The 26,042-nt window shown below is 42.1% G+C and carries 22 protein-coding genes and 2 pseudogenes; 8 read left to right on the top strand and 16 right to left on the bottom strand.

Features of this window, described 5'->3' with window-relative positions; all coding sequences use genetic code 11:
- Positions 1-286 precede the first annotated feature (286 nt).
- Together DDR33_RS11520 and DDR33_RS11515 are read right to left on the bottom strand one after the other, a co-directional pair.
- Positions 287-1,120, bottom strand: a complete 834-nt coding sequence (locus tag DDR33_RS11520; protein ID WP_109415933.1) for an HNH endonuclease — start codon at positions 1,118-1,120, stop codon at positions 287-289.
- Positions 1,121-1,416: 296 nt separating this feature from the next.
- Entirely contained in the window at positions 1,417-1,728 is a 312-nt protein-coding gene (locus DDR33_RS11515) for a hypothetical protein (protein WP_109415932.1), read from the bottom strand.
- Positions 1,729-1,826: 98 nt separating this feature from the next.
- Here DDR33_RS11515 and DDR33_RS11510 point away from each other — a divergent pair, with 98 nt between their 5' ends.
- Complete coding sequence (locus DDR33_RS11510; RefSeq protein WP_146198751.1) at positions 1,827-2,024, top strand: toll/interleukin-1 receptor domain-containing protein; 198 nt, start codon at positions 1,827-1,829, stop codon at positions 2,022-2,024.
- Positions 2,025-2,238: 214 nt separating this feature from the next.
- Here DDR33_RS11510 and DDR33_RS26975 read toward each other — a convergent pair.
- From DDR33_RS26975 to DDR33_RS25820, 4 genes and pseudogenes are all read right to left on the bottom strand, one after another.
- A pseudogene (locus tag DDR33_RS26975) lies at positions 2,239-2,508 on the bottom strand (hypothetical protein); the annotation flags it as partial.
- A gap of 208 nt (positions 2,509-2,716) precedes the next feature.
- A complete protein-coding gene (locus DDR33_RS11500) occupies positions 2,717-3,976 on the bottom strand; it encodes a TlpA family protein disulfide reductase (RefSeq protein WP_158280719.1) in 1,260 nt (419 codons plus the stop codon).
- A gap of 313 nt (positions 3,977-4,289) precedes the next feature.
- Positions 4,290-4,604 carry a DUF1573 domain-containing protein gene (locus tag DDR33_RS11495; protein ID WP_262509937.1) on the bottom strand — a complete coding sequence of 105 codons (315 nt, stop codon included), beginning with the start codon at positions 4,602-4,604 and terminating at the stop codon, positions 4,290-4,292.
- Positions 4,605-5,013: 409 nt separating this feature from the next.
- Positions 5,014-5,358 (bottom strand): annotated as a pseudogene (locus DDR33_RS25820) (DUF3427 domain-containing protein); the annotation flags it as partial.
- A 369-nt stretch (positions 5,359-5,727) separates the two neighbouring features.
- Between DDR33_RS25820 and DDR33_RS25815 the strand changes: the two are divergent.
- Complete coding sequence (locus DDR33_RS25815; RefSeq protein WP_158280718.1) at positions 5,728-5,868, top strand: hypothetical protein; 141 nt, start codon at positions 5,728-5,730, stop codon at positions 5,866-5,868.
- A gap of 262 nt (positions 5,869-6,130) precedes the next feature.
- Positions 6,131-6,721 carry a hypothetical protein gene (locus DDR33_RS11475; protein ID WP_109415924.1) on the top strand — a complete coding sequence of 197 codons (591 nt, stop codon included), beginning with the start codon at positions 6,131-6,133 and terminating at the stop codon, positions 6,719-6,721.
- Positions 6,722-7,651: 930 nt separating this feature from the next.
- On the opposite strand, the gene DDR33_RS11465 is transcribed toward DDR33_RS11475, so the two are convergent.
- Both DDR33_RS11465 and DDR33_RS26970 read right to left on the bottom strand, forming a co-directional pair.
- Positions 7,652-8,212: a hypothetical protein gene (locus DDR33_RS11465; protein ID WP_238387768.1), complete on the bottom strand. Its 561-nt coding sequence runs from the start codon at positions 8,210-8,212 to the stop codon at positions 7,652-7,654.
- A gap of 147 nt (positions 8,213-8,359) precedes the next feature.
- The gene (locus DDR33_RS26970; protein ID WP_394341112.1) at positions 8,360-8,539 is read right to left on the bottom strand and encodes a winged helix-turn-helix domain-containing protein; all 180 of its coding nucleotides are present in this window, start codon (positions 8,537-8,539) and stop codon (positions 8,360-8,362) included.
- 635 nt (positions 8,540-9,174) lie between these two features.
- On the opposite strand from DDR33_RS26970, the gene DDR33_RS11455 reads away from it, so the two are divergent.
- The 3 genes from DDR33_RS11455 to DDR33_RS11445 all read left to right on the top strand — a co-directional run bounded on the left by DDR33_RS11455 (position 9,175) and on the right by DDR33_RS11445 (position 11,060).
- On the top strand, positions 9,175-10,047 hold the full coding sequence (locus DDR33_RS11455; RefSeq protein ID WP_109415920.1) for a helix-turn-helix domain-containing protein: 873 nt from the start codon (positions 9,175-9,177) through the stop codon (positions 10,045-10,047).
- A gap of 72 nt (positions 10,048-10,119) precedes the next feature.
- Positions 10,120-10,539, top strand: a complete 420-nt coding sequence (locus tag DDR33_RS11450; RefSeq protein ID WP_202913722.1) for an ester cyclase — start codon at positions 10,120-10,122, stop codon at positions 10,537-10,539.
- A gap of 11 nt (positions 10,540-10,550) precedes the next feature.
- Complete coding sequence (locus DDR33_RS11445; protein WP_109415919.1) at positions 10,551-11,060, top strand: DinB family protein; 510 nt, start codon at positions 10,551-10,553, stop codon at positions 11,058-11,060.
- 559 nt (positions 11,061-11,619) lie between these two features.
- Here DDR33_RS11445 and DDR33_RS11440 read toward each other — a convergent pair.
- Positions 11,620-12,474: an RpnC/YadD family protein gene (locus DDR33_RS11440; protein WP_109415918.1), complete on the bottom strand. Its 855-nt coding sequence runs from the start codon at positions 12,472-12,474 to the stop codon at positions 11,620-11,622.
- A gap of 365 nt (positions 12,475-12,839) precedes the next feature.
- Between DDR33_RS11440 and DDR33_RS11435 the strand changes: the two genes are divergently transcribed.
- Positions 12,840-13,271, top strand: a complete 432-nt coding sequence (locus DDR33_RS11435; protein ID WP_146198750.1) for a hypothetical protein — start codon at positions 12,840-12,842, stop codon at positions 13,269-13,271.
- Positions 13,272-13,677: 406 nt separating this feature from the next.
- Here DDR33_RS11435 and DDR33_RS11430 read toward each other — a convergent pair whose 3' ends face one another.
- The 6 genes from DDR33_RS11430 to DDR33_RS11405 all read right to left on the bottom strand — a co-directional run bounded on the left by DDR33_RS11430 (position 13,678) and on the right by DDR33_RS11405 (position 23,852).
- A complete protein-coding gene (locus DDR33_RS11430; RefSeq protein WP_202913721.1) occupies positions 13,678-15,807 on the bottom strand; it encodes an alpha-galactosidase in 2,130 nt (709 codons plus the stop codon).
- A 32-nt stretch (positions 15,808-15,839) separates the two neighbouring features.
- Entirely contained in the window at positions 15,840-16,844 is a 1,005-nt protein-coding gene (locus DDR33_RS11425) for a glycoside hydrolase family 43 protein (RefSeq protein WP_109415915.1), read from the bottom strand.
- A gap of 63 nt (positions 16,845-16,907) precedes the next feature.
- Positions 16,908-18,374 (bottom strand): RagB/SusD family nutrient uptake outer membrane protein, encoded by a 1,467-nt coding sequence (locus DDR33_RS11420; protein ID WP_109415979.1) that lies wholly within the window; start codon positions 18,372-18,374, stop codon positions 16,908-16,910.
- A 12-nt stretch (positions 18,375-18,386) separates the two neighbouring features.
- Positions 18,387-21,758: a SusC/RagA family TonB-linked outer membrane protein gene (locus DDR33_RS11415; RefSeq protein WP_158280716.1), complete on the bottom strand. Its 3,372-nt coding sequence runs from the start codon at positions 21,756-21,758 to the stop codon at positions 18,387-18,389.
- A gap of 227 nt (positions 21,759-21,985) precedes the next feature.
- Complete coding sequence (locus DDR33_RS11410) at positions 21,986-23,200, bottom strand: FecR family protein (protein WP_109415913.1); 1,215 nt, start codon at positions 23,198-23,200, stop codon at positions 21,986-21,988.
- A 58-nt stretch (positions 23,201-23,258) separates the two neighbouring features.
- Positions 23,259-23,852, bottom strand: coding sequence for an RNA polymerase sigma factor (locus DDR33_RS11405; RefSeq protein WP_109415912.1), 594 nt, complete (start codon positions 23,850-23,852; stop codon positions 23,259-23,261).
- 415 nt (positions 23,853-24,267) lie between these two features.
- Here DDR33_RS11405 and DDR33_RS11395 point away from each other — a divergent pair, with 415 nt between their 5' ends.
- Entirely contained in the window at positions 24,268-25,323 is a 1,056-nt protein-coding gene (locus tag DDR33_RS11395) for a WD40 repeat domain-containing protein (RefSeq protein WP_109415910.1), read from the top strand.
- A gap of 532 nt (positions 25,324-25,855) precedes the next feature.
- Here the strand turns inward: DDR33_RS11395 and DDR33_RS25810 are convergent.
- On the bottom strand, positions 25,856-26,042 hold a 187-nt coding region (locus DDR33_RS25810), incomplete at its 5' end, for a hypothetical protein (protein ID WP_202913720.1).

Raw genomic sequence — 26,042 nt, 5'->3', positions numbered from 1 at the left:
CATGGATTTTAAAGCGGTTAAGTTTCCCGCGAAAATAATATTACTGGCGACGTGCGTACAATTCCTCGGTCCCGTTGCAAAATGTAGCATTTATGCTGGTCATGCTGGGGGATTCGTTGCCATTTTCTCTTCTGCCGGGGATGAAATAAAACGGCATCGTAAGAACCATGAGTCGTATTGTGTTTCATTTATGATTCGGGTTTGATTTCAGATCACTTTGCCGAGGAGGACTGGATGAAAAGATTGGGAATAGACCTTTGAGATTTGCTCGTTTATTCAAGTCCTCCTACTTTAGAAAGACCTGCCTTCTGTGATAATCGAGATATGGAATGTTGCTTTCATAAATCTTAGTCAAGCTGGTACCTCCTTCTGTTATGTTAAGCAATGCCGACTGTTCTTTTATTCTTTTTGATAAGAGGATGGCTCCGTCGTCCTTAAAGGAAACGAATCCGTGATCAAATAATAAATCAATCGTCGGACTTAGTAGTAAACCATTAAACGGATCTAATCTCTCGTAATTGGTAGAACTCTTCCAAGGCTTAATGTGTGAGGCCCTCAAAATCTCTGGTATCTTTATTCCGGTCACTGCACAGCCGTCCCAGAGATCGAAAAGACTCATACGGAACTTACCTTGTCCAATGCGGCTCAATACTAAATTTCTTTTCTCTGTGTTCCTCTCGGTATAAGGCAACTGTGGTTCTTCGGCTCCAGTTTTGTCTTTATGTTCACTATCCAGGATCTTAAAGATAAATTCAAACGGTTTATGGCTAAAGGGTTCATGATCGATGTACTGAACGATTCCCATATAGATAAACGGCTGATGATGCCTGTATCTATAGAATAAGTGAATTTCTTCACCATTCTGATGTGCGTTGATGATCCGGTTGTTATTGCCGCCTTTTTCTTCTCCATCCCAATAAAGAAAGTGGTCGATAATATAATCGTTATATTGAGTTGATGTGGCGGGCTTTTCTTTCGTAACGAAAAGAATAATGCGATTGGTATTGACAGGAGTGAACACTCCCCTACTGAAAGCTTGATGGCTCTGATAACCCCACAGTTTTGCCAGTTGTGGCCTGTCATAAGTGTTACCAACCTTAATTTTGGAAAAATCCATCATATTCGCATTCGAGACTGCTCAAAATTTTGTTTTGAAGGTAATAGTTATTGTGTGAATGACCAAAACTTTGAGGATAGTTAGGCTACAATTCCAGCCTTTTCTGCAAATCATTTATGTGAACCTATACCTGAATCCGTGCGTACGAAGTTACTTCAGCACAAACATTTCAGGTTTAGTGTTTTGGCTCAAGATATGGAACATGTTGTATCTTCGGATCTCCCTTGAATATACATCTGCAATGTACAATTATAACTGGTTTCACCGGAAAATGTTATAAGTGAAACGCGGTATTGTGATTAATCGAGATAAGCCGCCATTTCAATCTGACTGAGCTTCCCGTCTACGAATTGCATCATTTCTCTGGCCCGGGCAAATGCTTCTTCTTTTGTTGTTGCATGTGCTGTGTAGGCGCCGCTTTCAATGCCTATCATCGCTGCGCGACCTTTTACCTGCACGAAGCTTATCCCGTAAGGGTAATCGAAGACGGAGCTGTATTCGATAATGACGTAATGGGTTTCGGGGCTGTTTACGTACATGTATCCTTGTTCTCCGGTTTCTTCGTCGTCGTAGGCTTCGAGAACGGACCAGTTGGATGGGAGATTGATCATTTTTGCAAGGTTTTGTTGTTTCTGACGAAGTAAATATAGCTAATTATTTTAGTAAAAAGAAAGAAAAAATATGGATATTATTGCAAAATATAAGTAGTATGTCCAGAGCATTTATTTCCTATAGCCACTCTGATGAAGACGTTATCGAACGGCTTCACACTCATTTGGCCGTTATTAAACGAAATAGCGGTTTAGAAATATGGGTGGACAGTGAGATCGTTGCAGGAGGGCTTCTTGATAACGAAATTGAAGAAGCCTTGACCGGATCAATGAAGAGCTCACTCCCAAATATATAGCTGAGCGGCTTTGGACTAAGTTCATTGAACAAGTGGGGGTTAGCTTTTAGAATAATTCGGCGGTAGCAGAGTTTATGAAGGTTCGGGTAGTATCGAAGATGAATGATTCTAAGATAAAAGTATGGGCTTTTATCTTAGCTTTAATAGTGGCAAGCCTCTTTCTATGGATGGTACTAACTCCTCCGAGTGTTTTTAATATGCTACCTTTCGCTATTCATGAGGCGATAGCTCCTGAAAGTTTTTCAGAAAAAGCTTTTATTGTCACGTTTGATATAACAGTCTCTTTGTTGTTATTATTCGTAGGTTGGAGAATATTATTCAATGTATTGAAGAGATGATTGAATCCTTTTGTAATAAAAATCACCCGGAAGTTCATGTGCTTCTTCAGTTCCTGATGCTCAAACCCATGCACTGATAGACCGGTAAACCTGGATAGTTGTAGTCGGGTTATATAGGGTTTTCCCTGCAAAGCTGCCAGTATCTTTCTTGAATTTCTCTCATTTTATGATGACTGTAGTTGTCCTGGCGTAACAGTAAACGTTCCTCAGAAGAAAATTCCATGGGAGGCCTGAAGTGGATATTTTGACCAGCTCATATCTGAAGGGAGTTAATGGAAAAGTAAAGCGACTTTAACTTAAAACTGACTAAAGCTAAGAGCCAATTAAAAAGAGCCAGCATATTAAAGGCTCAATTTATATTTCATCTGCATTAACCAGGCGCTTTATATCGTCTATATTAGTTGCAGACATTGACTTGATTGCGTTTGGCACAATCTTTCCTGAAGGAGCCAGGCAGATGTAAGTAGGAAAGCTGGCTGTATTTACCATCGCCATTAGCTCTTCCACCAGTTTGTGCCCGGTAAAGAAGTGAATTCCTGGCTGCCGGAATTCAGCAATTTTGTTTTTCCACTTGCTTATATCTGAATCCTTATTGCTGCATAAATAGACGAACTGAACAGGAAGGTCCGATGATAATCTGTACAGTTCTTTACTGTAGGCCATTTGCGAGATACACGGCTTGCACCATGTTGCCCAAAGATCCAGGATTATAGTTTTTCCCGGGTAGGCGCGTTTAAGCTTCGCGAGAAAATCCTTTGCTTCCATGTCCGGTAGTATAGAAAGCTGCGCTCCAAAGGAAAGCGACTCCGGATGTTCTCCTACCAGTAAATTGCCGGCTAAAGGTTTGGCATCTTTCAGAATGCTATCGACTTCCCTCAAATGCTTACATGCGGTTTCGTACCGCTTCTTTAAAACTTCTCTGACCCATTGTGTTTGGGTTTCAGCGATAAGATCTTTTAATATCAGCGCGTTGTCTTTAGGATCATCACGGAAGATTTGCAATTTTAGAAGATTTGCCAGAGGTTCTCCAAAAAGGCTATCCAGTTCCCTCACCTCTTTCCTGACACTGTAATTGTTCAAATTGAGTTTAGACGCAACGTTTACATAATAGCTGTATAACGATCTGACGAACGTCATTCCATTATTTGATATCAGATAAGGCTTGTGTGCTTTAATTGCATCCCATAATATCGGCTGTTTGCCGGAAATATAAGCGGCGTGAAGCAGTCTACTGTAATAGTTGGACATCCGTTCGTTTTCTGACAACCATTCAAACCCCGATGGGTTTTCTGTTGCAAAAGCATGATCGATTCTTCCCTTTATCTTATACAAAGAGTCCAGCGGCAGATCTTCAGGAACTTTATCCATTTCATTTGCGGTATACAGCATCGACCGGCCCAGCCATTCATTTAACGCAGCGTCAGGCCCCCGATATGACACTCCTTCGCCAGAAAACTCCACTGGCTTGCGCTTCAATTTTGTAAGATCAAAGGTGATAGACAAACCTTTGTTTGCCAGTATTGCGGAATAGAAATACTTGTCGATAGTAAGCCAGATCTGCTGGTATGGAAATGAATATTCCAGTTCGATAGAAAAACGGCCATTGCGATCCACATGGACAGTTCTATCCGAATGGAATTCCGGGAACGGCGTTACGATAGTGTATGATATTGTTAAATCTTCCGGAGTCGGCCCGGGGGCATTTATTATCTGGCATGATACGACTGGAACGATAGCATTGAAATAAATCTTATTGAACTCTTCGTCAGAGCCTGATGTTAATCGACTCTGACACTTTCCAGGCTTAACGGAGTACACTATGGTAAAAGCAACAAGGAAAAGGAGGCAAAAAGATTTACGTCTCTTCAAAAAAGGCTGAAGTGATTCATTATAAGATTGCATATTGTTATATTGTTCTATCGTTCTATTATATTACAACAGCTCTGATAATCAGTATTTCAGGACTGTTGCAGGCATTCGAATATACCGTTATTTTTTGCATTATCGGCCCGGCCAAAGTAGGTAATATATTAACTTTTACGGTTGAGGAGTCTCCGGGTAGAATATCTCTTATTTCACACTCAGGTTTAGTACACTGGCAGTCTGAAACTATATCGTTTACTGTTAGGATCCGGTGACCTGTATTATAAAGCATAAACCTTACCTCAGTTTTCTTTGCCATTGGTATAGTATCAATCTTCAGAACCTTGGTAGCAAAATACGCATTAGCACAAGTGACCACATCGCCATTCTTTTTCTCATTCCTGTATCCTTTGCTTTTTTAATTCTACTTAAACCGCAAAATGAATTAAGGTTCATAGCCAAATATGATGGGGGTACTTTAAAAGGCAGGTGATTCATATAGTACTTTTTAATTTAATTATTTGAAAGGCTTTCATTACAATTTGTTCTTTTTATTCCTTAGCTCCCCTTTGGCTTCTAAGGCTATACTGTATGTACCCTAACTAGGCATATTACCCCCAAAGTAAATATGCTTTTTGTAAATATTTTTCCGCAACCGGACAATGCATGCGGCCTGGATAAGTATAAGGACATTCTGTATTCTTAGCCGGAGACGTTTTCTCCCATGTCGCAATCGACTCAATCCCACCATTCTATAGACCATTGGATCCGTTTGCGGTTTCAGTTTATCATTCATTGCGGATGCGGCTATAGTACTTTTCCCGCAAAACGCGGAGAATGATAGGCTCAGCTAACTGCCATTCTATATTCATAGGCTTGGCTCCGGTATAGCTTTTAAAATTTGCCTCTTCCAGGAAAACGTAAGACATAGTAAATCCATATTCGTCGTCATTCTGCTCTCTTACAAAGAGCAAAACCTTCCTGCCTGTAGTCTGATGATTGATATAGGCTTTTCCAGATGGATTTTCTGCTGATGCGCGGTTCTGGCTCTGCCAGTGAAACAGGCTTTCGTTAATAGCGTAATCTTCGTACAGCGTAGTCGGAGAGTATTCTTTTTCTGTCTTCTTGAGGGTAACGAAGAGGGCTTCGGCGTTTACTTATTTGTTATATGCTACTCCTTCCCTGTTTGAGCTCGCTTTTTCAAACTGATGGAGCCCTAATGCTGCCAGAATCTGGTCTCTGTTATACCTGCTGTGTACCTTTAACGGGAAGGGGAAGCCAGGATCAATGTCCTTTTCAATAAAATCTACTCTCAAGATCAGAAGGTCTGAAAAATGCTAATTACCACATCGCCAATCTGAAACCGGAATAAATATATTACAATAAGTAATATCCCTGTCAGTAAGAACGATTTGGCCTGACTGTACAAGTTTCTGTTTAATTGCAAGTAGGTTCCTGTTACGCAGGCAAGTAAGACCACAATCAATGCCCCCCAGTTACCAATGAAAATATTTACAGGCAAGCTTTCTATTCGTTCTGACTCTGCTCCTTCTCCGAAAGACATCCAGTATAACACTGGTATTACAAAGACATATAAGAGCGAACATATTGCCAAGGCTGTTATGAATACTATAAGAAAGTGAACGGCCAGCGTTTTGGCACTAAGTGCCTTTTTGATAGCTCGTAATGCTGAATGAATCATTGGTTCCTGGTCATGTTTATTCTTTAAGGTTCCTTGAGAACAATAGTACACATTCTATTAGTAAGCTCAAACTCCGTAAGTTTACTTTAATGCAAATATATGAGATCTTATGTTGAAGTGGAAGGTATTAACACTGATAACAAGCAGTATATGAACTAAGTTGAGGTTACTTGATCATCTATAAAATTGATTAATTTAATCGCGTGAAAAAGTATCTTCAGATAATCCTAATTCTTCTATCTACTGCTATAAAAACACCTGGTCAGACCTCGCAAAACTGCGATTCTCTTTCCAACAAGAGGTATAAACTATCTGCCTTATGGAATTCTCAAAATCCGCTTGGAGCAGTAATTGCCATTGATATGGCAGGGCCTGACAATAGTTCTGTTATAGTAAGTGATTACCAAAGCGACAAATGGACATGTTTAACTATTTTTGATCCTAAATATGGACAACATCCGGTGAGTGGTCATCGGGACTTTGGGCTCACTGCAAATGTCGATGGTTCTTATACTTTTTATACAAGGGGCGTTGACAGGCTAACAAGTTGGGATGCCGCTGCTTTTCAATCCTTCGCTGAGGCTATATCTGTAGCGGATGGTGCAGCGCCGTTTTCAATTGGAGATCAATTATGGAGTTCTTTTCAAATGATGATTGAAAATTTCACAAATTCGAATGGTGGAAATGCGTCAATTAAAGAGATGCAGGTCCTCCGTCCTAATTGGAGTAATGTAAAAGCTGTAATAGAAGGACGCGCCTCTTTAAGTACATTAAGTAAAGATTGTCCAGATTGATAACTTATAAATAAGGATATGAAAATTACATATATCGTTTCATGGTGTATCTGTTTTTTACAACTATGCTTCTTTATGTTCATGCCTATGGCAGGACCTTTATCCATATTACTATTACTTCAAAGGGGATATTATGACGAAAAAGCATTAAGAAGGATGATTGAAAACGACGATGTATTCAATGCTTTCGTATCTGGAAATAAAATTACCGCGATTCTATATTTTGGAGCGGTCATGATTAGCACAATCTCCCCGTTATTTTACAAGCTTGAAAAAAGGACAAAGTATCTTATCGGCATTGTCTGTTGTCTGATATCTCTGTTTGTTATTCTTATACCGAGATTGCTGGGGGTATTTTTCTGATGGTAGATATCATATTGAACGTAGTTATTTCTCCATAAAAAGAGCCACGCAATTGTGGCTCTGATATTTTTCTTTCTCATGCAAACTACATAAGGCTGCACACTGGCTCCTGATAGGCTCCTGACTGGACTCTGATCTGTAACGCTACAGCGTCGCTCACCCGACGCCGAGGCGTCGCCAAAATTCCGAATCGAAAGCGTCGCAAGAGCGTCTCGAAAGCGTTTCAAAAGCGTTTGAACTCCGAAGCCAATCAGGAGCCAACCGGAGCGAAACTACCGGCTCGGAGGATCGCTTAGCATTCATACCCAAATCGACTAAAGATTTGTCCCCAAACTGAAGCAATTAAAACTAGAGAATATTACTAACATGATGTACCATATTTCTGCTTCGTGCTGTCCCTTTGTTCTTCCCCGACGAATTGCCTACCGGTATCAAATAGGTCTGAATCCTGACAGTGTTTACTTGCTTTACTATTTTTCTACCGGCGGCCTGCTGATTGATATAGGCTTTTCAGGATAGCCATCAACGCCGCTAATACTATGGCAAATAGCAAGAAATGACTTGTATTTAGAAAATGATTATGTCTTGCCAGTGTTTATATTGCTTTGTACCTGGTGTTGTTTCAATGCCCTTCAAAGTAAGGATCTGTTTAGAAGCATCAAAATCAGCCTGAACGTTATCCTTTAACTCCAGCCATTCGTATCTCTTCTTCACTTTACGCCATTCAACAACGGGCAACCAGGGAATTGTTTGAAAAACCTCTATAGTCGTTGCCCGCGAATCGGAAATAGCGTTGCCGTTGTAATATTCTTTAACTATAATCCCATCCTGCAAACTGATGCGGTTATCGGGAATTACCTCTCCCATTATCAACCCAAGCCCGAGAATCCCTATAGTGCAGCTTAAAAGGGCTAAGCCGAACACCACAACAGAGCATAGGATTCCAATACCTTTAAGCAAGCCATTCCTGTCGTAAATCGCCGTCCATATAAGAATACAACACGTAAAATATATAGAAGAGGCCAGTATCCAGTCCACCAGTTCAGAAGTAGTAGAAATATCCAGCGCCAGCGCCAGGACGATAATCGCTGTGGTGCTTATACAAAATTTTAAAATCCTCTCGCACATTATTGGTTTGCTCCTATTCCGTCGGATTACTTCGAGGGTGATAAATGGATATACCAAAAGCACAAAAAGAGTAAGAGAAAAGATCATTTCCATATTATTATATCCGACCCTATTAATTAGACAATAATAATGAATTACGTGGGAGTATTATATATCAACCCCACGCACTGATAAGCCGGTAAACTCGGATAGTTGCGTTCGTGTTATATATGGATTTTCCTCCAATACTGCCAGTATCTTTGCTGAAGTTTCTCCCACAGTTTCTGCCACAGTTTCTCCCACAGTTTTCCCTGGCGACTGCCGTCGCCTCAGCGTAACAGTAAACATTCCATCATAAGAAAATTCAGGAGAGGGCAAGTTGGATTTTGACATTATTCGACCCTATCGGAAAACAGTTCCACCGTTGTTCTCGCTCCTTTGTCGTAATAATCTCTATGAGATAACTGAATCGATTGCCGGCAACAATTCACTTCTTAATCGGGGAGCCTTTCCTGTTAAAATGAACAAAGAAACATTAAAGCCTAATCTTGCCAGGGTGACTGAGATATTAGGTGAACAGAATAACTATCATTGCTGTAAATTGGATAGTCCGGAAGACGCAAGGTGATCTCACTAAGCAATAAGGAATCGATCTGGTTGCACCCATAAATGGTTGACCAGGCTTTGATCACCAAACCATCACTCCCCGAATCCATGACCGCGACAAGTCAGACACTTATCCGCAAGTAACTGTTACTAAAAATGAGGCAGATATCAAAAAAGAAATTTCAAGAAATTGTGAGAATCAACGTGATAATTGCCCGGTGAAAGATATTTTGAACCGCGTTGGCGATAAATGATCGACGGTATATCTCAGAAAATGCTCTCTGTGACTTTAAAAATATGCATCTTTACAACTGTGCCAATACCAACATGCCCGGGATCAAAGCTTCGCGGGAACGTTATGAAAAGGCGGTGGCTTTATGAATACGTTTTATTTACCTGATGATATTTTAGATGGTTCTCCCACTGGTGCAGATGAGGTAGTGATCCGTTGCTATACCTCCGATCAGGATTCCGTTAAGAACAGAATCGTTTTAAATCAAAATATGATCAACCTGTTGGTCAGTGGTACAAAGACGGTTGTTTACCCGGATGCCACGGCTGTGGTGAATGCCGGCGAACTGGTGGTGCTGTCAACCGGAAACGTGCTTACATCAGAGCTTTTAACAGGTGGGCAGCATTTCAGCAGTATCTTATTTTACTTCAGCAACGAGATATTTAACCGCTTCCTGATTAAATATGACCATTTGCTGCAATCGGTGATCCCTTTAAGCGGTAAACAGCCCTTCCTTATCTTTAAGCAGGATAGCTTGATCAAGCATTTTATCGACTCCATTCAGGCCTTGATGAATGGGGAAAGCCAGTTACCGGCTGCGGTAAGGCTGATCAAACTCGAAGAGCTGCTTTTATATCTTTTGCATTCAGACGCCGGGCGGTTCCGGGCTATTCAGATCATTACGAAAGATAAGGAACAACTGCAGATAAAAAAAGTAGTGGAAAGCCACATCGGTCAGTTGATCACGGTTGGTGAACTGGCGTTCCTTTGCCATATGAGCACCTCCACCTTTAAAAGACGGTTCAGGGAGATCTATCATACCACCCCTCAAAAATGGATGCTTACCAGGAAGCTTGAAATGGCTGCGGAACTGCTTAGATCTGCAGGTGAAAGCCCTTCGGGCATTTATCTGAAGGTTGGCTATCAAAATCATTCCAGCTTTTCGGAGGCTTTCCGTAACCATTTCGGTACCACCCCAAGCGATTACCAAATACAACAGTTGAACGTTATGCCATAACAACTGAACGTTAGGCCCTAACCTGTACCCACAGCCGGTTGGTACCTTTGTATCATCAAAACAACAATAACAATGGAAACCATGATAGAAAACAATAAAGCAGTTGTGCGTCGCTTTAATAAAGAGGTGATCGAACAGGGAAATATCGACAGCTTCAACGCACTTATGGACAGCAAGTTTGTTAACCGGTCGGCCCCGGCTGGTATGGATAACGGGCCGAAGGGTATGATCTGGTTCTTTAATGAGATTTTACGCCCGGCCATGCCCGACATAAAAGTGACCATACATGAACAGGTAGCGGAAGGCGATATGGTGACTACCCGCAAAGTGATTAGCGGTACGCAAACAGGAACGTTGTTAGGTGTTCCCGCGACGGGAAAGAAAGTCAGCATTGAGGTGATCGACATGGTAAGGGTGAAAGATGGCAAATATCTTGAACACTGGGGCATCACCACTTTACCCGAACTTCTTGCCACTTTAGCGCAGGCCTAAGCAAATAAGCCATGTTGAAACAATATTTTACTGATCTGGCAGCTTACAATAGCTGGGCAGATCAAAAGGTAATGGACTGGCTAAGCCAGATCACTGTTGAGCAATGGGAACAGGTCAATGTCAGCAGCTTTTGCAGTATCAAACAAACCGCTGTGCACATAGCCAGCGCTGAAAAGATCTGGGTTGATTTTTGGACTAAATCAGCAGATCCGGTGTACCTTTCGGCAACTTTTACGGGTACTAAAAATGAATTAACGGACATCTGGAAGGCAGCCTCCAATGATTTGGAAGCTTATATTAAAAGCCATCCGGAAGAGGATCTTATGCGATCAGTTAGTTTTATCTATCCGAATGGCAATACTGGACAGATGCCTTACTATCAAACATTTGCCCATGTCGTTAATCATTCAACGTATCATCGCGGGCAACTGGTTACACTCTTACGGCAGGCAGGCTATCATCAATTTTCCTCCGTTGACCTTGCTACTTACTTTGTCAATAAAAATGTAATTGACGCTTAATGCAGGCTTGTTCGGATACGCGCGCAATTGATGGTTATACCTGAATCTCATTCCTCACGAACTTCTTGTTCTCATCGGGAACGGTGAGGTATGCTTCAATTCCTTCCTGGGTGGTTTCTGTCTTCAGGGCGTGGTGAACTGTTCGAGCACCTTCTGGGTAACATCAATGGAGTTAATAGTTGTGAAAAAGCTTTTATACAGGCGAAGTTTTCTTTCCTATCGGCGAGCAGTTTTGTTATAAGTTGTTCGTAGAGTCCTTCCTCTATTTATAAGGTTGTGTAGAGTCAAAGGTAATATTATTATAGAGAGTTCAACCTAATCAGGAGAATTGCCCCAGGGTTCATGATTCTGGTTCAGAAAGATCAAGTTCCCGGTTTATAATTTGGCTTGCACTTTTAGGGTCTGATTTTGTACATTCTTATTTTCCGAAATTTGACATTGTTAATTTCGGATTATACCTCGGCCATGACCCGCTCTTTTTCAGCACCTTTTGCCTCGCCCCTTTTGAAGAGAAAATCTTTCTCTTCCCTGAAAAACTGACTTACTGTTTGCACAGGTTTTAGGCTTTGTCCAATGAAGCTCGTACTTCTCTGGCAAACTCTACAGAGGTACCTGCTGCTTTGGCTGCCTGCTCATCGGAAAAATGAAATTCGCGGATAAGATTGGCTACTACCTCATATGATTTCTTTTCTAAGCCTTTTTCCATGCCTTTGCTTTCACCTCTACGAAAAAGAAAGTCTCTCTCTTCTTTAAAGAATTTGCTTACTGCTTCCATAACTCGCTCAAATTGTGGCTCTATGCTGCGACGTAACTGTACAAAGATACGTAATTGTTTGAAATATCTGCTTTCTGCAAAATCACTCTCTTCGCCTCCTCTGATATCTTCCACGATCTCTTTAACAACCGAATAACTATCGTTGTTGGCAAAGTCTGCCAGGATGGCCAGCATCTTCACTTCAGGGTTTGCGGCATTCAAAAACAGCCTGTAATTCATCGAAGAAATCTCCAAAAGGTCATAACTGAATTTAAGCCTTTCTGTATGGAGATATTTTGCCATCAAAGGCTTCTTGTCGCGAAGAAAGATCACATATTGCCGCACCGGAAGGTGGTACCTGCGCATGAGCATAATGTAATATTCTACCATTCGGAATACCATCTCACCCTCGTCTTCTACCTGGAACTCTATATGAAGCAGGAAGGTTTCGCCGCTGACAGTAGTAATCTTCTTAAGGGCGTCGGGCTTTCGCTCTTTGGTGTGCTGGATATCATCGGGCAACTCTTCACTCTCTGCCACTTCAATACCCAAAACTTCTTTGATAAAAACAGGAAGGGTTACTTCAAGGTTTTCGCGCAAAATTTTATCGTATTGACCTGATTGCCGCGGTCCCGGATTTTTACTACCACTCTCAGACATATATGGTAATTGATTTTGGTAATACAATAATAAAAACTATCAGTCCGGTAGAAAAATGATCGTGATCACACAACTGCCTGTGAAATCATTCACCAAAGTTGAGATTTAATCGAACCATCACGTTGTAAAAGTCATCGGTGTTCGATAAGTTTATTAATTTTGACTATGTGTAAATCGCATGGAAATGAATATTTTCAGATAACAAACAGACAATACTATTGCTAAAAGGAAATTTAAAATATCGGGTATTTGCAATCTGCTCCTTGCTGATACTTTCAAGTTCGTTCCGGCCTGATTCGCTTTATGACTTCAGATCGGTTTACCTGCGGGATCTAAATGAAATGCATACAGAACATGGCGTTTCAATGAGTGACAGAGTAAAGATCTTCAGGCAATTTCTCACCCCACCGCTTTCGAAGTTTAACTATAGGAATCGAACCGTTCAGGGGACAAACATACAAAGTTGGATAAGGCGCAAAGGGGATTTGAGGCAAATCCGTATCCTTCAATCTACGATCACTATCGATACCATAGCAGAACTTACAGATATTGAAACAGGAAGGGTAACAAACCGCATACCGGTAAAGGGTAACTTTCACTTCAAGGTATACGTTTTTAACAAACTAAGCTCTCCGCAACGATTGATATATATTACTTCCCCTAATTCGGGGCTTCAATACTTTCTTATTGATGGAAAAGCTGATGGCCCTTTAAGGGAATCTATTGAGGTTGGTATGGATGAAGCGTTGGAAAAGTTGCGGAAAGAAGTCACTAAAGTTTCAGGGATTCGCATTTGAGCTATTAAATGGATGGTTCGAAATATTAACGTGCTGTTTTGTCACCTGTTGAGCTTTCCTATCCACCACAGTCCAACCTAATCAGGAGAATTACCCCAGGATTCATGATTCTGGCTCAGAAAGACCAAGTTCCCGGTTTATAATCAGGCCTGCGCTTTTCCGGTCTGATTTTCTGTCTTTAGCTCTTTCTTCCCTTAAGCGCTTATTTACATTGCCAATACACATCTCATATTCTGCGAAATAACTGCCTTGCTTAATCATAATTCCGTTCATCGGACATGTCTAAAGAATGACTAGTTGTTAGAGAGGCCAAAAACTATGGCAACCACCCTACCAGGAAAGATATTCAACCGCTTTAAAGCCAAAGGCATTCGCAATAAAATAACGCGAATGCCTTTAAGATCATTTAAATCTCTGTTATCTCGAACACAGCACTTGTGAGTGCACTATTTAACGATAGCTCAAGCCCATTTTTCATCAGGTAATCCCCGGAGTATGTTTTCCCGTTGTCAGGATAGGCCGATTTTGCATCAGGCAAAAGATTAATTTCCTCTACTTTGTAGTTTTTCCGCGGATCCAACCCTTCCAAAGCAACCTTGTTAAAGGTTTCGGCATACCTTGTATTAAGATTATAGGAAAATACCACCGACTGACTTTTATCTTTAGATACGTACATCAGTACCGCCCTGTTTTCTTCATACGGAGACACTAACCTGTAAAGGTCACCCTGCCAGATTATACTGCTCAAACGCTTGTAATTTTTAATGGCCTCCTGACTAAAGCGGATATCGGCACTGCTTAGATGACTAACGTCTATGTCATAGCCCAACCTGCCCATCATGGCGACGTCCGTCCGGAATTTTAGTGATTGCTTGCCCCAGGATGTAACGTGACTTGAAAGCGCTAATGACGGAAAGAAATACGAATATCCCCATTGCATATAAACACGTTCTAAACCGTCGGTATTATCACTCGGCCAGAACTCAGTGAAATATTTCAGCGCTCCGTAGTCAGTTCTCCCTCCCCCTCCTGAACAAAGCATCATCGGGAGATGGGGATACTTCGCCCTGATCCTGTCAAACACTTTATATAAACTCCTGACATATTCAATATAAACATGCGTCTGCTTATTTTTTAAATATGGAGAATATGTATTGGTCATCATCCTGTTGCAATCCCACTTTATATATGCGATACCCGGATATTTAGTGAGCAATCCATCCACAAGATCATAAATGAAATCCTGTACCTCAGGATTAACAAGGTCTAAAACCAACTGGTTCCTGTAATAATGTTCCTCCCTGTTTGGTACTTTCAATATCCAGTCGGGGTGCTTTTTGTAGAGTTCACTTTTCGGATTGACCATCTCGGGTTCAAGCCAGATTCCGAACTTCACACCCTTGCTCCCCGCATCCTTCACAAGATGCCCCAGACCATGCGGCAACTTTGTTATATTCTCCTGCCAGTCGCCCAATCCCTGCCGGTCATTATCTCGCGGATATTTATTCCCGAACCAACCATCGTCAAGCAGGAAAAGATCTGTTCCCAGCTCGGAGGCAAAAGAGAATAATTGAGAAAGCTTTTGTTCATCAAAATCAAAGAACGTGGCTTCCCAGTTATTCAGTAAGGTCATACGGGGTTTTGTTCCGTCGAGAACTCCAAAATTCCTTGCCCAGTCATGAATCTTTCTGCTGGCATTACCTTTACCGGCATTACTATATGCGAAAGTGAAAGCCGGGGTAACAAAATTCTCTCCCGGCTTTAACCAGTATTCTGATGCATAAGGATTCATACCTGCAATAACCCGTAATGAATTTAACTCATCAACTTCAAAAGCAAACTGAAAATTACCGGTCCATTCTAATGTTCCGGCTATCAGCTCTCCTGAGTTCTCGGTGGCAGGTTTATTTAAGGAAAGGAAGAACACCGGCGTCTGATACATCTGCGTCCGGGTTCCAAGTTTACTGTCAATAATCTTAATACCGCTGGTCAATTCACTTTCTTTCATTTTCATTTCCGACGCCCAGTCACCATGAAACTGTGTAAGCCAATAGTGCGGAGCATCGAAATGCAGCATACAGGAAGCAAAATTACTGAGAGGAATAGGTTTCTTCTCCTGATGTCTTATTTCCGTCCAGTAGCGAAAAACGTCCTCGTTATAATACCCCTCTATATGAAGTAAAACCTCTACCGGATAACGCGGGTCTTTTAACCGGATACTTGTTGATATGATATCTCCATTCCTGTTGCTGGTGGCGTCAGCATACTCCAACTCAAGCGAGGGGTTCCCATCATTGTGGACCAGCCGGATTGCCGGCTCAAATAAATTATCCGTTCCCGCAGGAATATAAACCTGATTCCGCCTCCTTCCGATTTTTTGATATTCCTCCCGATTAGCCAGCTTTCCGCCCAGATAGCTCTGATATAGCTTTCTGTCTTCCCCCACCCGGAATACCAGTGCATTTGACTTCGTTTCTGTTATTATTTGCGTGCTGTCCCTGGCTACAGAGCATTCCGCAATTGAGATGAGTCCCATGGTAAAAAATAGTAATAGACTGACATCGTATCTCATTTCACAATACTTAATTTTCCGTTGTTCTCACTTAATTGATAAATCACGGGATGTGCACCTGTATTAGGCGCATGATAAGAAATCCTCAAAACACCCTTAAAATCGGTAAAAATCATAGCGTGCCCGCCATCATCATCATTTAATGGCTGATCATCCTGCGTCCACGGACCAGCGATAGTTCCGCTTTCCGATCTGGCAAGACCGATTGCATACTTCCCCGCTTTTGTATAGCTTGACCATAACATTAAAAGCTCTCCGTTTTTTGCTTTATAAAGAAAAGGAGCATCCGTTACATAACCGGTTACTCCCTGAGAGGATATCGTCCCGGTCCAGGGCGCGTCACTTGCCTTAAAAAGCACTACAGGATCGCCGATAGTAGTTTTAAGATCAGATGATAACTTCTGTGCTGCAACCTGCCCGTCTGTTACCTCCAGCCATTCGTGACAGAAAACGATCCAGGGTTGATTCTGTCCGTCGACATATAAACTCCCGTCAAGGCACATCCAGGATGATGGAGTGACTGCATTATTAACCAGAGGCTGGAAAGGACCCAGCGGGCTGTCCGCAACAAGAATAGAAGTCCCCCGCTTGCTGCCGGTGCCGCTGAATGTTGCAAACATATAGTACTTCCCTTGGTATTTATACAGATCGGGAGCCCAGAAATCTTCCTTTCCCCAGAATGTTGACGCAGCATTAAAAGATGAGCCTTCATCTCTCCAGTTCACCATATCTTTGCTGCTGTATACTTTAAAGGAAGGCTTATTATTCACGTGCAGATAATAGGTTTTTGTTTCTTCATCTGCGAGAATAAAGGGGTCCCGGGCACTGAGACTTGAATACGCAATCGGATAAAGAAGCTTTGTCGAGTCAACAACAACGGGTGCAGGATCACCTCCATCCTCTTTCTTACAAGCAACAGTAGACAACGTAATTAAGGTTATAACGATTAAAGACATGCAAGCCTTTACTGCGTTGATGGTTTCATTTCTAAGATGTTTCATTTTCTTGTTCTTCTGTAATCAGGTCAAAATAGCCGGCAACCAGTCCGGTCGCCGGCCAATGGCTCAATAGCCGGGGTTTTGTGTTAAATTATAGTTTTCAATAAGAGCCCATTGAGGAATGGGAAATAAAAGATTCTTCTCACTGAAGCTGGTGGCATTTTGCCTTCCTGTTTCCAGATATTTCCCCATACGGATCAGGTCATCGCGACGTTTGCCCTCATACCAAAACTCCCATCCCCTTTCCTGCAGGATGCGGTCTCTCAAAGCCTCCTTGTTTGCGAAAGATGATAATTTAAGCTCATGAGACGAACCATTGTAATTATCAAAACACCGTCTCCTTACATCATTTATCAGATTTATACTTTCCTGGGTAGGTCCGTTGAGCTCATTCAATATTTCTGCTTTAAACAAGATGACTTCTGCATAACGGTCCAGCACCTTGTCATTTCCCGACCATATACCAAACGCCTGTGGGTCTATAGGATATTTCAGAGGCAGAGCACCAATATCACCTGAAGTCCTGAGATTAATCTGACTTCCTGAGCGGCTCGTATACTGAACAATTAGAGATTGCCTTCTCTTATCCTGAGGATCAAAAGTATCATAGAATGCCCAGGGCATACGGTGTCCGTTCCATCCGTCGAGCGAATTTCCTGAAGGAGACGGATAATCTCCGGGGATAATATTTACGTATGTATGATTACCGTATTCCTCACGTGGTTCGCCAACGACGACAAAGATCAACTCCCTGTTTTTTTCGTTCTGGGCGGAAAAGATATCCCTGTAATTAGGTTCAAGGCGGTAATAATTTAACCCGATAATTTCATTGGCTACCTGAAGGGCGTTCTGCCAGTCTTTTTTATACATATAGAATTTAAGGAGATAGTGCAAAGCTGCCCCCTTCGTCACTCTTCCATATTCTGCCTGCTCTACCGGAAGGTCATCGGCTGCAGATCTCAACTCTGTTTTAATGAACTGATCCACTTCACCCTGGGAAGGCCGTGCCGGTTTATAGTCCGGATCCGGGTTTAACGCCCTCTCCCCTTCAGTAATAAGAGGAAGCGGACCATACAGACGTGTGAGGTCGTACACAAAGAAAGCCCTTAACGCTCTTACCTGTGCTATATACCCTTTCTTTATTTCTGGTGCCAGGGAGGATTGTTCCATCTTTGCCAGAGTATAAGTACATCTCGTTACCGCGGGGTTCAACCATCCGTAAAATCCGGCGGACATTGCTTCGCCAATTACCCAGTTACCATTCAGAAAGTTCGTCCATCCCCATTTTGTGGTCCATTCTCCCGTTGCAACTTCATCCATAACCAAGGAGCTGCCGTCGGAAAATAAGTAGGGAGCCCAGCCACCTAACCGCAATTCATGATAGATTGCAGTGGTGGCAGCATTAAAATCCTGACCCGTTTTGTAAAAATTTTCAGTGTTTATAGACCCGGATAATTCAGGGTTCAAATCCTTTTCGCATGCAAGCAGAACGCTCGTCAACACTAAAAGGAGATACATATATAAATTCTTCATTTCTTTTCTCATTTAAAATTTAAGATCTAACCCAAGAGAGAAGGTACGTTGCTGAGGATATGACGCCCGGTCATATTCGGTTTCAGGATCAAGTCCTTTATAGTCGGTAATTGTAAACAGATTTTGAGCACCGACATATAATCTTGAAGATCTCAGGAACTTACTCCTGATGAGAGTTCTGGCCAGATTATAACCAAGCGTAATGGTTTTAAGCCTCAGGTAACTTGATTTTTCCCAATAAGGTGCTCCATAAGCATCAAAGCTGTTCACTTCTCCGCCGGGCATCTCTGTATCGGTATTGGAAGAAGTCCACCGGTCCTGAACCTCTTTCAGAAAATTAAAGTTATCTTTAAACCGCTGGGTTCCGTAACTGCCATACACACTATGTTCCATACGGGTACTAGGCCACTTCAAACCGCCAAAAGAGCCATAGAAAAAGAAATTAAGATCAAACCCTTTATACTCGAACGTATTGTTCAGGCCCAATGAGAAATCAGGAGCAGTAGTACCGAGCAATTGTACGTCAGCCTGGTTAATTTTTCCGTCAGGAACCCCTGTTAAATTACCTTCGGCATCAAGCCCCCTTATATCCTTATACTTTTGCTGACCGGGCAGCAGCCCTGGCATTGCCGGGGTACTCTCCCCGGGTTGTTTAATACCATCAGGAATGAGCGTAAAAACGGAAGTCAGCTCGTCAGTCTCTCCCTGATATGGCTGCAGCATAACCTTCGGGTCCCGTTTCTTCCATCTGTCCTGGTAAGAAGTATAAGTTAAAGCAGAACTCCATCTGAAAGGCTTCACAATATTGATAGAATTAATTGTTATTTCAAGCCCCTTTCCCTGCGTAGTTCCCACATTCCAGGGAATAGATCCAACTACCGAGCTTTGAGGCAATGATCTGTTACTGAGTAAATCATCTACCTGCTTGTAATATACATCTGCGCTTCCTGCAAGACGATTGTTAAAGAAACCAAAATCAATCCCCAGGTTGTATTCTGTTGTACTCTCCCACTTGAGGTTTGGATTTCCCAGCTTTGTTAAACTCACGCCGGTATTTAGATTACCATTGAAATAATAGTTTACGTTATTAAAGCCGAAGTATTCTGAGGCTGCATCATTGGGAATATTTTCGTTTCCTACCTTACCCACACTAAGCCGCAACTTAAGGTCTGACACAGGTTTTTTTCCCTTCATAAAGGGCTCTTCTATTACCCTCCAGGCAAATGCCCCTGACGGGAAGAATGCATACCGGTTATTTGCACCAAACCTGTCACTCCCATCTACTCTTCCGGAGAAGGTAAGTAAATACTTGTTGCTATAGCTATACTGGATTCTTGAAAAATAAGAAGCGAGAACATGCCTGTCACGATAAGAGCTAACGCTGGGCCGCTGGGATCCAGCCTGCAATGCGTCCCATCCAAGCAGGTCAGAAGAAAAATTCTGTGCCCTTGTACCTGAACCTCTGCCATTATAATTCTGATAAGAATAACCGGCAACGGCCTGGATATTGTGCACCGTACCAAAATCTTTCCTGTAGTTCAGTGTACCCTCCAATACATAATCATTCCGCTCGGCTCTGTTTATAATTGCTTCCCCGTTCACCTGGCTTCCATACCTGGTGGTCTTGGGAAAGTAGCCCTGTCTCAAACTATTCCTTATGTCGGCCCCCATATTAAGTTTGACCCACAGATCTTTTGTAAGATAGACATTAGAGAAAATACTTCCCAGCAGTCTTCTTGGCTCGGTCTCGTCTCTGATATCGAGAAAGGAGAGCGGGTTTCCCAGTAAGGGCTGATTGGGGTCCTCAATCCACTTATTGGTCAAAGGATCTCTTTCAGCTTTTATCAGAGGACTATAATTTAAAGCGGTTTCGATGATCCCGGCATCCGCGTCCCTGCCGCCACCCAACTGCGAGTTTTTTGCTTTTGTAAAAGCATAAGTGGCAGAAATACCATAATCCCACCATTTTGTAATTTTCTGATCGAGGTTAAGTCTGAACGAATATCTCTCGAGTCCGGATTCTTTTACAACTCCTTTCTGATTAAAATAATTAAAGGAAAACAATGCTTTAATGTTGTCATTGCCCTGGCTGATTGAAAGATTGTGCTGATTGATATTCCCGGTTTGCGTAATCAGGTCATACCAGTTGGTGCCGGTCCCCGCAGCGGCAATTGCCTGTTCTGTGTTTCTTGCGACAAAAGGAGGAACGTCAGAAGGATTTTTGTTACCATAAGGAGGCAGGTTGTTCTGCAAAAGATATAACTCATACAAATAGTTATTCTGCTCGGTCATATACTCTCTGGCATTTAGCAATTCCGGCTTTTTAGCAATACTTTGATAAGAAGTGTTAAAGCTATAATCAACACTAACCCCGGCTTTTGCCCTCTTGGTGGTAATCAAAATAACGCCGTTACTTGCTCTTGCCCCATAAATTGCAGTAGCTGAAGCATCCTTCAATATTTCGATAGAAGCAATATCATTAGGATTGATATCGTTCAGTGCACCGCGGCCTCCCATGTTGTATTTGTTTCCGCTACCCGGTTCAACAGCATCGTAGATGACAGGGAAACCATCAATCACTACGAGAGGCCCGTTCCCGGCGCCCGTAGAAGTTTGCCCCCTTATAAAAAGAGAAACACCGCCTCCGGGCTGTGAACTATTAAAAACCGTTAGTCCGGCGGCCTGCCCCTGCAGCATCTGATCAATAGCGGGCTGGGCAGTCCTGTCGATCTGCTCCGGCTTTACCGAAACAATCGCTGCGTTTACATCACTTTTTTTCTGAGTGCCATACCCTACTACAACTATCTCGTTAAGTGAAGTAACCTGCTCCTTTAAAGAAATTTCAATAGTACTTTTACCTTTCACCGGAACTTCCCGGGGGGCAAAACCGACATAAGTAAATACCAGTACCTGGTTATCTGACTGGACATTAATACTGAAGGTTCCTTGTATATCTGTTACGACCCCTGTTGGCTCCCCTTTAATTTTGACGCTTACACCCGGCAAGGGCTCACCGCGCTGGTCTGTAACCCGCCCTTTTATCGTGGTTATCCTGCTTGCTGAAGCTTCGCCGGATTCTTTCCCCGCGCCACTTTTCCAGCTTATAATGACCGTCTTATTATCAATAGCATAATCAAAAGGCTGATCCTGCAGGCAAATGGACAACACCTTTTCAATTTCGGTATTTTCAAATTTCACATTAAGTGGCTTTGCTTTCTCAAGAATCTCACCATCACATAAAATAAAGAATCCCGTCTGCTTTCTTATTTCGCGCAATACTTGTTCAAGGGAAGCTTTCTTGTGGTTTAACGTTATTTTTTGGCCATAACCGGCAGCACTAACCTGAAGAAAGGATACGACCATCAAAACAACAACAAGTTTCATAATCAGTAAAATTTTACGAAACAGGTTTCCATACCGGACTCCTGTTCCGAAAGAAGAAATTTCATACATTTGAAATTAGGTTATGAGTTTATAGTTGGACAGATTATTAATTTATTAACCTTACAGTCTGAATTCAGGCTTATACCAGGGGCGTTGCAACCGCTCCTGGTATTTTTACCTTCATCAGAAAATCCCCAAAGGGAAAGCATAGTCTGAAAAAGATAAAACTATGTCATGACAATTACCCTCCTTCCTTCTATTTTAAAGTGAACAATTTTAGTCATCTCAAGCATTTTCAATACCTGGGAAACGTTTTCAAACCTTGAAATGGATCCCCAAAGCTTCTTTCCGGAAACATCCGAGCGGTACTCAATTTCAACATCATACCACCGCGCTATCTTTTGCATCACACTTTCAATATTCTCATTTGTAAACATAAAGTATCCGTTCTTCCAGGCGATAGCCTCTTCTGTATCGGCACTCTTTACATCCAACCGGTTGTTATTCCAATTAAATATGACCTTCTGCCCCGGTTTAATTACTACGCTGTTTTTCTCATTTTTAACCCTCACTGCTCCCTCTAATAAAGTGGTAGAGGTTCTCTCCTCATCTTTATAGGCCGATACATTAAAATGCGTCCCCAAAACTTCAATCTCCTGCCCTTTACTCTTCACAATAAAAGGAATTTTGGCGGCACCTTCCTTTCGTCCCCTGGCAGAGACCTCAAAATAAGCCTCTCCATCTAACTCTACCACACGTTTATCGCCTGTAAACGCCGCAGGATAGCGAAGAGATGAAGCTGCATTTAGCCACACACTGCTCCCGTCCGGCAACACCACCTGATACTGACCTCCTTTTGGAGTTTCAATGGTGTTGTATCCATGTATGCTGCCAGCCCCGTTTCCCGGCGTCTCCTGTAGTTGGTAAATGATCCGACCACGGGCCGATTTAAGTATTGACAAACTTCCCTGGCTGGCAATAGTTCCGTTCTGACGATCACTAAGGTTTATTTTCGACCCGTTAGCAAGGGTTAATATCGCCCTGTTTCCTCCCGGCCTGATATCGTTTGTGCGGGTAACCGAAACTTCAGACTGTCCGGGATTAGTTTTTGTATGATATATCAGGTAAAGGCTTCCGGATAAAAGAAGAAATGCTATACTTGCCGCTACGCGCCACTTAATCAGCCGCGATTTTCTGTCAATACGAATTTCCGGCCCGGATATCTCTTTCTTTAACCTTTCTGATACCCTGCGACTGACATCATCAGGCAGCTCATGAGGAATATCCAGAGCCTTTCTGAATTCTGCAGCCATTTCCCTTACCAACAGCCTGGTTGACTTATCCTGTCCTATATAATTAAATAACTCGTCGGCTTCCTCAGCACTGCATTGATTCGCCAGATACTTATTCAAAAGAAGTTCAAAGCGGGTTTCCTGTTCCATACTGAAATACTATATCCGTATTTCGTAAAACAGGGTGGATCGCTGAAGAAAAAAATATTTATTTATTCTTTATACCTAAGAGAAGAAGGCCTAAAATGATATCAGCATTCTTGTAAAAATACTCCTTAATGAATTTTACAGCTAATACCATATGTTCTTTAACCGTATTTTTTGAGAGACCCAGAAGTTTCGCAGTCTCCTCATACGTTTTTCCCTCCAGCCTGCACAGTTTAAAAACTCTCTGGCGCTGAGGAGGAAGCAGGGATATTGCGTCTTCCAGGAGACCGGAATATTCTTTCCATTCCACCTGGTCGCCGGTAATCTGAACAGCTAAGTCGCTGATGGCTTCTATCACATGTTTCCTCAATTCTCCGTCCGTCGAAATTCTTTTCATCATTTTGAATACCAGATTACGACTTATACGATAGAGGTAGCCAATACCTGCTATTTCAGGCCGGATCTTTGTCCTGACCTCCCAAAGTTTAAGAAATGTATCATGCAATATATCCTCTGCCAGATCCGGAATCTTAACATATTTAAGAATAAAATAATACACCGGGGAATGATATCTGTTGTAAATAGCAAGATAAGCATCTTTATCCCCGTTTTTTAACCGGGCAAAAATTATCGCATCTACTTCAGATACTTTCATTCAGACTTATAATTGGATATCAGGGTGCAATCTACCTATTTTTTTAAAAAACGGATGTAAGCAATCGCCCTTTCACAGAAATCCGTCGATTGTTTCACCGTAAATCTAAAGGTTGGAATCGTCCGGATAATCGCTGGAATGTTGTTTATGGGTTCTTATGAAGTGAATTAGAATTGTCTTATATGGGGGTTATAAACTTGAAATGGTGTGATTTCCTTCTTCCATTGACGAGGTACAATGTACATTCACAATCAGTCATAATAGGCAAGAGAAGGAAGAGTTTCCCCAAAGATATAGCTGAGCGGTTTTGGACTAAGTTTATTGAACAAATGGGAGTTTTTAAAACGCTTAAAGACGATGCCGTCAACAAAACATAAAGCCGGCTGTTCTTTTATTCTGATTCAAAAATAGTCTTATGACGCAGTCCTTTCAACAATTTCATCTGCCAATAGCAAGAACTTTTTCCACTGATAAGAAAGTTAAAGAGGCCCTTATAGTGGGAGATAATCTGATCGTGATAACATTTCAGGACAGTCAACAGATCGTTGCAGTCAATTACACCCTGGATGCACTTTGGAAAAGGGAGGTAGATTTGCATACACGCGACTACATATATCCAACTTTAACGGTTAGGGAAGACGCCCAACTTTATAGCATAGCTGATATCAATACGGTGCGTCTCTTTTCAATAGAGGGAGAATTGCTTTTTACATTTCTGCATGAGGTATGGCATTCCTTTCTGGGTACAGGTTGCTACTTTCAGGGTAACAGCGTCCTATTTGTTGCACCATTGTCCGAAAGCGATTGGCTGCTTTTAGTGGATACCCGCACTTTCCAGGTTTTACACAAGTATAAGCTCGATGGCCACCAGGAATATAATTACTCTTTTCATGCCACCCCATCACCAGATACCGTCTTTCTTGGTCTGGCTGCCGGTCAGGACGATACCCGCCTGTTTAGCATTCAATGTTCTAATGAACAATTGCACGTAACTGAATTGACTGATTGTAACGACCAGATTTTTGGTGCATTCTCCCCATCAGGAAAAGAGTTTGCCACGGCACCGCATTACAATGAAGGCATTAAAGTATGGTCATTTCCCCTGGGTAAGCTAATCGCTGAAATTTCCCAGGAGCAGCTTTTTGAAGGCCGGGACGAATATCCTGCTGAAAACGAGGATAGCCTTAATTACAAGGTCTTATACTTGAACGATGATACTTTGCTGGCGATCACACGTTTTGGAAGACTATTGCTGATTAAGCGCACTACAATGACTTGCTTCGGCGAATTACTATTGGAAGGATGTAAGATTGTCCCATTTAATTTTGACGATGCTTTAGCTATAGAAGCTGGACAAATTGAAGACTACGAGGGCGAAGTGTCGGATGTTCAATTGTTGCCCAATAACAGCATTTTGGTAAACCATAGCGATGGCGGGCTAATGCTCTACAACCTGGAAGCTGTTATTTGATTCGTACAATGCCAAAAATCTATTATTCACAGGAAAAAGCAAAGAGATTATAAGCGATAACGATATGATATTGCGAAAAACCGAAGTCGAAGACCGGGATTTCTTGTTTATCTTTCAGCTCGACGATGAAGCGAATTATCCAGCTGCTTTTACTCCAAAAGACCCTGCAGATAAAGTTGCATATTGGGCTCCGCCCATCCTTACGGGAAAACTGCATATCAAGTCACTTCTGTTGAGTAACATTAAAACTGACTAGTTCTGACCCAGCCAGCACTTCTCTAAATATATACTCATATTCAACTATTTGCTCCTCACTCAATTCGGTTATTTTCTTTACAAGCAAGCTAACCTGATCGCTGAAGCTCTGACGACCTCCATTGACTGGTCAATAATCTCCCAGAACGCTGTCTCACTTAGCTTACCTATCGGTGTTAAAGGATTATTTGGGTTCGCATGGTCAGACGGACTATAGCCATTAGTGGATATAAACAAAATAAGAGTGTGCAATATTTCAGGCGTTTAAAGGGATAAACTAAGGAGTTTTCCAACTAATAACTACGCGGCCATGGCCTGTCTGTCCATAAGAGTTACCATCTTTGTTATCTTTCCGGATGCCGACATTAAATGAGCCCCCTCCTCCAGGCACCTGATATACAAATGTTCCGGCTCCGCCACTGAAACCTCCGCCACCACCACCGCCGGATGAGTTATAAGCAAAA

It is taken from the genome of Pararcticibacter amylolyticus (assembly GCF_003130405.1).
In the GTDB taxonomy this organism is placed as follows: Bacteria; Bacteroidota; Bacteroidia; order Sphingobacteriales; family Sphingobacteriaceae; genus Arcticibacter; species Arcticibacter amylolyticus.
The sequence above is the reverse complement of the archived record's forward strand: the minus strand, read 5'-3'. Positions and strand labels throughout refer to the sequence as shown.